Source organism: Streptomyces sp. MMG1533, assembly GCF_001279775.1.
Classification (GTDB): domain Bacteria; phylum Actinomycetota; class Actinomycetes; order Streptomycetales; family Streptomycetaceae; genus Streptomyces.
In genome coordinates, this window is the sequence record NZ_LGDG01000166.1 from 1 (window position 1) to 310 (window position 310).

General features: G+C 81.0%; 1 protein-coding gene. It reads left to right on the forward strand.

What is annotated here, in order from left to right; translation table 11 throughout:
* Window positions 1-310, forward strand: a 310-nt coding sequence (locus tag ADK57_RS17435) for a hypothetical protein (protein ID WP_159050086.1), incomplete at both ends; no start/stop codon positions are given.

Below are 310 nucleotides of genomic sequence, written 5' to 3' on the forward strand. Positions count from 1 at the left end.
CGGCCGCCTCCACCGAGCCCGAGTTCCAGACGCCGCAGCGGGCCGCGGCCGCCGCGGCCGCCGAAGCCGAGGTCGAGGTCGATCCGGAGCCCGCGCAGGAGGCGGTCGAGGAGACCGAGGAGCCCTCCCAGGAGCAGGGGGGCCGGGGTCGGCGCCGCCGCCGGGGCTCCGCCCCCGCGCAGGAGGCCGAGGGTCAGGCCCCGCAGGCCGCCGCCGAGACCGCCGTACCGGTGAGCGCTGCCGGTGCGCAGGAGGCCGAGGCTGTCGAGAGCCCGGTTGCCGAGGAGGCCGCGCCCGCGCCTCGTGCGCG